Origin of the sequence: Pseudomonas fluorescens group sp. (assembly GCF_020093335.1) — a bacterium.
GTDB classification, from domain to species: Bacteria; Pseudomonadota; Gammaproteobacteria; order Pseudomonadales; family Pseudomonadaceae; genus Aquipseudomonas; species Aquipseudomonas petroselini.
In genome coordinates, this window is record NZ_JAIOKW010000054.1 from 22,662 (window position 1) to 30,083 (window position 7,422).

Genomic DNA, 7,422 nt, shown 5'->3' on the forward strand with positions numbered 1-7,422 from the left:
TTGTGTCGGGCAATATGGACAAAGGCGGTTTCCTGATCTTGAATCTTTATGAGCTTGAATGAGTGGCAGATTGCTACCCCTCCCTCTACGGGTGTTCCACTGTTCTTACATTGGCACTCCTCCGCGTGTTTCTCCAATGGAGTGGACTTTCATGAAAATGATGAGCGGCTTGGTGTGCGCCCTTTCGATATCACTTGCTTCCTGTGCGGGGATAACGACCAAGAGGGAGGAGATCACCCTCTCAGTGGGACCTGACGTGGCACCGGGGCAGCCTGTGCCGGGCTACCAGAAAATAATAGTGAGTACGTTCGATCCCATTGGTTTTTGTCGCGATAGTTTTGTCGGAAAGTTAGGTCGGGCTTTATTCAGAAATAGCGATAAGTCGATAATGACGCTCATGTTGGATGATGCGCCTATCTCTATATTTATCTACGATAAGGGCAGTAATAGTTGTACTAAGCAAACAGGCGGCTATTTATCTCATACTGACTTCGAACGTAATGATACGGCCGGTGAGGGTAAGCATACGGTGAAGTTGGCTTACGTCGAAGAGCATCAAGTCTCAGGTTTTGAAGTTGCACTGGGGTTTGCAACTGCTCTCACGTCGCTGCCCATTGCGAGTCAGGAAGTGGTGAGTAAGCTGTCTGTTGATATCGATAATGCAATTGCCAAGTCGTTGAGCGGGAACTCCACTATTTCGCATGGTTTTGTGACGCCCTCCGCCGGCCCTACGCGATTTGATGTCACCTCTACGATCAAGGGAGTGCCCTATAAGATCGCTCAGTTTGATGTCGTGTCGAAGACAAATATGATTGACGAAATTGCTATACAAAATGGCGTGATGAGTATGCGTTTGATGGATAAGCTGACGATTAAAAAGCAATTGGACGAGCGACGTACGAATAATGACAGGAGTTTGATCAGCGGTGATGTTTCAACGGCCAGGCTTGACTGTGATTATCTGATCAAGCGGTATTCGGACGTGCTCAATGTGCGTGATATGAAAATGCTGCGAGAATATTATCTGATTGAAAATCACGAGAATATTGTCAGGCCTGAGCTGTTGGAAGCTTGCAGATTACCGAATACGCCGCCTGAGTTAAGCATGCCATTAAGGGTTATGTTGGAAAATTATTTTAATAGTGCCCGTGAAAACCAAGGCACACAGTTCATGGTTGACTTTATTGCGACACCTGAAAGTGACGCGCCTTTGCTGAGCAAAAAATGGAGTTATGCACCGCAAGGGTTCGACTATCAGACTGTCGGTCAGCTATTGAATGCGGGTTTGCAACAACCGCCTGGGTGTTATAGTTTTTCCCGTAAAGACCGCAATACTTTTTACTTCAGCATGCCCGTCAAGCTGAAAACCTACTACTTTGTAGCGCAACTTGACCGGTCTTACACACGGGAAGAAGAGGCAGAGGGCAAACGCTCGAAAATTCTGAGCTTGGGTGTGACAGATATTTTCCAAAATGCGGGGGCAGGCGAGTATCAGGAACAGAAAAAAGCGTGCGGCCCGGCTCAGTCAATCGCCGAGGGCTAGTTTGGAGTGCATTTTCGGCAGAGCCGTTTAGGCTCTGTCGGCCGCTCGCCCACCCGCCACCATTCCCAATGGTCTTCAGGACGGTTAAGGTTCGTGCAGTTCTTTCGCCCCACGAGTCTTTAATGTTCAACGCCTCCCTATTCAAAGCCATGGCCTTCGCCCTGCTGGTCGCCACCGCCGTGCCCGCCCATGCCGACTGGTACCTGGACAACGAGTCCTCGCGCCTTTCCTTCGTTACCACCAAAAACACCGAGATCGCTGAGGTGCAGCGCTTCCTGGTGCTGCACGGCAAAGTCGACAGCAAGGGCGCCGCGCAATTGGAGGTGGAGCTGGAGTCGGTCAACAGCGGCATTCCGCTGCGCGATGAGCGCATGCGCAATCAGTTGTTCGAGATCAAGACGTCCCCCGATGCGCTGATCAACGCGCAGATCAACCTGCAACCCATCAACGACCTGGCGCCCGGCGCGCAATTAGAATTGCGTTTGCCGCTGAGTGTCACCCTGCACGGTAAGACCCAGACCTACAGCGCCGAGCTGTTGGCCACGCGCCTCGATGACCGGCGTTTCCAGGTGGTGACCCTGGAGCCGGTGGTGTTGCACGCGGAGGACTTCGACCTGGCACCGGGCGTGGCCATGTTGCGTAAGGCGGCGGGGCTTAAGTCGATCAGTTTGTCGGTGCCGGTGGGTGCGGTGCTGATTTTTACGGCGCGCTGACGTGAGCGGTGCGGTGTTCCCATGGCGCAGCGCCAACCGGTTCGAGTTGTTGATCGACGGGCCGCGTTTTTTTCCGCAGATGCTGGTGGCCATTGCGCGGGCGGAGCGCCAGGTTGATCTGGAGTTGTATCTGGTCGAAGCCGGAGCCTGCGCCGAAGAAATGGTGAAAGCCCTGGTGCAGGCCGCCGAACGCGGCGTGCGGGTGCGTTGCCTGTTTGATGATTACGGCAGCCTGGCGTTTACCCTTGGGTTGCGCAAACGCCTGACCGACGTGGGTGTGGAGTTGCGGTTCTACAATCGCCTGAGCTGGCGCCGCTGGATGCGCAACCTGTACCGCGACCACCGCAAGCTGTTGTTGATCGACCAGGAAATCGCCGTGGTCGGCGGCACGGGTGTCACCGATGAGTTCTGGACGCCAGGGCAAGACACCGCCGATTGGCATGAAGTGATGGTGCAGATCAGCGGCCCGCTGGTGCTGGACTGGCAGGCGCTGTTCGACCGCCAATGGCATGCCAACGCCGCCCGCCGGGAGTGGAAGCCGGCGACCCATTTTGGTTTGCCGCGTTTGCCAAAGGTACCGGCGACCGGGCCGGGGCTTGGTCGGGTGGCCTACGCCGACGCCCGTCAGCACCGCGATATCCTGCAATCGCTGATCCGCGCCTTGAACAACAGCCAGCAGCGTATCTGGCTGGCTACCCCGTATTTTCTGCCGACCTGGGGCGTGCGCCGTGCCTTGCGCCGTGCCGCCGGGCGCGGCGTCGACGTGCGATTGCTGCTCACCGGCCCGCGCACCGATCATCCATCGGTGCGTTACGCCGGGCATCGTTATTACCCGCGTTTGCTGCGTGCGGGTGTGCAGATCTTTGAATACCAGCCGTGCTTCCTGCACTTGAAGATGGTGCTGGTGGACGATTGGGTGAGCATTGGTTCGTGCAACTTTGATCACTGGAACCTGCGCTTCAACTTGGAGGCCAATCTGGAGGCGTTGGACCCGGAGTTGACGCGGGCGGTGGAGGGCAGTTTCGAGCGGGATTTTGCGCAGAGCCAGGCGGTGAGCCTGGAGGCGTGGAAGGCGCGGCCGTTGTGGCGGCGGGTGAAGCAGCGGGTGTGGGGGTGGATTGATCGGTTGGTGGTGAATTTGCTCGATCGGCGCGGCTAGTACCGACACCACTGATCAAATGTGTGAGGGGGCTGTGGTGAGTGGGGGGTGTCCCTTTGCGGGTTCACTGCAGATCTAATAGGGCTGCTTCGCAGCCCAGCGCGGGGCAAGCCCGCTCACCACAGCAAGCCCACTCACCACAGCGAGCCCGCTCACTAGAGCAAGCCCCCTCTCACATTTTTAGAGCAGTTCGAAGGTTTGTTGTTGCACATCCTGGGAGTCCAGCCCGATCTGCACATTGAACTCGCCCGGTTCTGCTGCGTATTTGAGCTGGGTGTTGTAGAACTTCAAGTCTTCTTCGGTGATGGTGAAGTGCAGGGTGCGCTCTTCGCCAGCCTTGAGCATGACCTTCTGGAAGTTCTTCAGCTCTTTGATCGGGCGGATCATCGAACCGGCTACGTCCTGGATATACAGCTGCACCACGGTTTCGCCGTCCACCTTGCCGGTGTTGGTCACGGTGACGCTGGCGTCGAGCTTGCCGGTCTTGTTCAGGGTGGTGGAGGACAGCGCCATGTCGGACAGGCCGAACGTGGTGTAGCTCAAGCCATAGCCGAACGGGAACAGCGGCCCGGTGGTGTCATCGAAGTACTGCGAGGTGTAGTTGCCCGGCTTGCCTGGCGTGAACGGCCGGCCAATGGTCAGGTGGTTGTAGTAGGTCGGAATCTGCCCCACCGAGCGTGGGAAAGTGATCGGCAGTTTGCCCGACGGGTTGTAGTCACCAAACAGCACGTCGGCAATGGCGTTGCCGCCTTCGGTACCGGCGAACCAGGTTTCCAGGATCGCGTCGGCCTGCTGGTTTTCTTCCAGAATCGACAGCGGACGGCCGTTCATCAGCACCAGCACCAGCGGTTTGCCCGTGGCTTTGAGGGCCTTGATCAGGTCACGCTGGCTTTGTGGGAGGTTCAGGTCGGTGCGGCTGGAGGATTCGTGGGACATGCCACGGGATTCACCCACAGCGGCCACCACCACGTCAGCCTCCTTGGCGGCTTTGACCGCTTCGTCGATCATCACTTGGGCAGGACGGGTGTCATCCACCACTTCCGGTGCATCGAAGTTGAGAAAGTTGAGGTAGTCGACCACGGCCTTGTCGTTGGTAATGTTGGCGCCACGGGCATAGAGGATCTTGCCTTTTTCGCCGATCACCGCGTTGAGGCCGTCGAGCAGGGTGACCGATTGTTCCGGCTTACCGGCGGCTGCCCAACTGCCCATCATGTCGATCGGCGCCTTGGCCAGCGGGCCGACCAGGGCAATGGTCGCGGATTTTTTCAGCGGCAGGGTGTTGTTCTGGTTTTTCAGCAGTACCAGGCTGCGGCGCGCGATGTCGCGCGCGTCGGCGCGGTGCAGGCGGCTTTCCGCGTAGGTGTCGGCCGGGTCATCCTCGGCCTTGCCGATGCGCAGGTACGGGTCCTTGAACAGGCCCATGTCGTACTTGGCGCCGAGCACTTCGCGCACCGCATTGTCGATGTCGCTCTGCTCGATCTCACCGGACTTGAGCAGCCCCGGCAGTTCCTTGCCGTACAGCGAGTCGTTCATGCTCATGTCGATGCCGGCCTTGATCGCCAGCTTCGCGGCTTCACGCCCGTCCTTGGCTACGCCGTGCTTGATCAGCTCGAAGATCGCGCCATGGTCGCTCACGGCCAGGCCCTTGAAGCCCCAGTCCTTGCGCAACAGGTCGTTCATCAGCCAGGTGTTGGCGGTGGCGGGCACGCCGTTGATGGAATTCAGCGCCACCATCACACCGCCGGAACCGGCCTTGATCGCGGCGTGGTAGGGCGGCAGGTAGTCCTGGTACATCTTGACCGGGCTCATGTCGACCACGTTGTAGTCGCGCCCCCCTTCCACCGCGCCGTACAGGGCGAAGTGCTTGACGCTGGCCATGATGCTGTCGGCATTCGCCGGGCTGACGCCCTGGAAGGCCTTGACCATCACTTCGGCGATGCGCGAGACCAGGTAGGTGTCCTCACCGAAACCTTCGGAGGTGCGGCCCCAGCGCGGGTCGCGGGAGATGTCGACCATCGGCGCGAAGGTGATGTCGAGGCTGTCGGCGGCGGCTTCCTGGGCGGCAATGCGCCCTGAGCGGCCGATGGCCTCCATGTCCCAGCTGGACGCCAGGGCCAGGCTGATCGGGAAGATCGTGCGGTGGCCGTGGATCACGTCGTAGGCGAAGAACATCGGGATCTTCAAGCGGCTGCGCATGGCCGCGTCCTGCATCGGACGGTTTTCCGGGCGGGTGATGGAGTTGAACGTGCCACCGATGCGGCCGGCGGCGATTTCCTTGCGGATCAGCTCGCGGGGCATCTCGGGGCCGATGCTGATCAGGCGCAATTGGCCGATCTTTTCGTCCAGTGTCATCTGCTTGAGCAGGTCGCTGACGAAGGCGTCCTTGTCTTTAAGCGCAGCAGGCTTTGTTTCTGCCCAGACGGGGTGGGTGGCCAGAGTGGCAACAAGGCCGAGCAAACACAGCTTTTTCATGAATATCCTTTTTCGGCTCACTGCGCAGCATCAAGGGAACGCTGGCGGCCAAAATGTGGGGAGCGTCTATTGTTGTTCGGGTGTTGTTCAGATAAATGCAGCACACTCTGAACTCTTTTTCGCGCTGGGCATCTTTGTAGCTGATTGGCTCAATGCATTCCAGTGGTGGCGGATTATGCCCCAAGCGCGCGGTGTATAGGGTCACTCGTAACATTCCATCAAGATTGGGCAGGAGAAACACCATGCAAGCAGCACAAGGTTACCGCTGGGGCTTGAAAGCCGCGGTTTTGCTATTGATCAGCACAGTGCTGAGCGGTTGTGGCATCAACAACATCCCGACCCTGGACGAACAGGCCAAGGCTGCCTGGGGCCAGGTGCAGAACCAGTACCAGCGCCGCGCCGACCTGATCCCCAACCTGGTGGAAGTGGTCAAGGGCTACGCCGCCCATGAGCAAGACACCCTCACCGCCGTGATTGAGGCGCGGGCCAAGGCCACCTCGATCCAGGTGGATGCCAGCACCCTCGACAACCCGGAAAAACTCAAACAGTTTCAGCAAGCCCAGGATGGCTTGAGCGGCGCACTCAGCCGTTTGATGGTGGTGTCCGAGCGCTACCCGGACCTGAAGGCCAACCAGAATTTCCTGGCCCTGCAATCGCAGCTTGAAGGCACCGAAAACCGTATCGCCGTGGCCCGCGGCGACTTTATCCAGGCCGTTCAGGCCTACAACACCGAGATCCGCACTTTCCCTGGCCGCCTGTGGCACAGCGTGATGTACAGCGACTTGCCGATCCGCGCCACGTTTGAAGCCACCAGTGCCGATGCCGATAAAGCGCCGCAAGTGAAGTTCAAATAAGGCTGCACTGAGGTGTCGATGCGTTTATTACGGATAGGCCTGGCGCTGTGGCTGTTGGCCTGCGTCGGCGTGGCCCAGGCCGCACTGAGCTTCCCGGCGCTGAGCGGACGGGTGGTGGACACCGCCCAGATGATCGACCCGGCGGTGCGCGAGCAGATTACCCAGCAATTGCAGGCACTGGAGCAAACCCGTGGCGACCAGATCGTGGTGGTCACAGTGCCAGACCTGCAGGGCGTGCCCATTGAGGACTACGGTTATCAACTCGGCCGCCAATGGGGCATCGGCCAGAAGGGCAAGGACAACGGTGCGCTGTTGATCGTCGCCCGCGATGAGCGCAAATTGCGCATCGAAGTCGGCTATGGCCTGGAAGGTGTGCTCACTGACGCGCAGTCGTGGGTGATCATCAACCAGGTGATCACACCGTCTTTCAAAGCCGGTCACTACAGCAAAGGCATCAGCGACGGCGTGGCCGCGATGGTGCAGGTGGTCGGCGGTGAACCGTTGGCCGTGCCGGCCCATGTGGCGGACGCCAACTTCGCCAAGGATAATCCGGTTTTTTCCATCGGCTTGTTTATCCTGCTGATCGGCGTGTTGTGGCTGTGCCATCGTATGGGGCTGCCGGTGGGCGCTATCCTGCTGGCGATTCTCAGCAGCAGCGGACGCGGCGGTGGTGGTGGGGGC

Annotated in this window: 6 protein-coding genes; 5 read left to right on the forward strand and 1 reads right to left on the reverse strand. The window is 58.9% G+C overall.

Annotated elements, in window-relative coordinates; all coding sequences use genetic code 11:
• Positions 1–151 precede the first annotated feature (151 nt).
• The 3 genes from K7431_RS29050 (at position 152) to K7431_RS29060 (ending at position 3,415) form a co-directional block, all read left to right on the forward strand.
• Positions 152–1,543, forward strand: a complete 1,392-nt coding sequence (locus K7431_RS29050; protein WP_012722699.1) for a hypothetical protein — start codon at positions 152–154, stop codon at positions 1,541–1,543.
• A gap of 122 nt (positions 1,544–1,665) precedes the next feature.
• Positions 1,666–2,256, forward strand: a complete 591-nt coding sequence (locus tag K7431_RS29055) for a YceI family protein (RefSeq protein ID WP_012722700.1) — start codon at positions 1,666–1,668, stop codon at positions 2,254–2,256.
• 1 nt (position 2,257) lies between these two features.
• Positions 2,258–3,415 carry a phospholipase D-like domain-containing protein gene (locus K7431_RS29060; RefSeq protein WP_012722701.1) on the forward strand — a complete coding sequence of 386 codons (1,158 nt, stop codon included), beginning with the start codon at positions 2,258–2,260 and terminating at the stop codon, positions 3,413–3,415.
• 180 nt (positions 3,416–3,595) lie between these two features.
• On the opposite strand, the gene bglX is transcribed toward K7431_RS29060, so the two are convergent.
• Positions 3,596–5,887: a beta-glucosidase BglX gene (gene bglX, locus K7431_RS29065; protein ID WP_012722702.1), complete on the reverse strand. Its 2,292-nt coding sequence runs from the start codon at positions 5,885–5,887 to the stop codon at positions 3,596–3,598.
• 242 nt (positions 5,888–6,129) lie between these two features.
• Here bglX and K7431_RS29070 point away from each other — a divergent pair, with 242 nt between their 5' ends.
• The gene (locus K7431_RS29070) at positions 6,130–6,741 is read left to right on the forward strand and encodes a LemA family protein (protein WP_043204938.1); all 612 of its coding nucleotides are present in this window, start codon (positions 6,130–6,132) and stop codon (positions 6,739–6,741) included.
• A gap of 18 nt (positions 6,742–6,759) precedes the next feature.
• Positions 6,760–7,422, forward strand: a 663-nt coding sequence (locus tag K7431_RS29075) for a TPM domain-containing protein (protein WP_224316758.1), incomplete at its 3' end; no start/stop codon positions are given.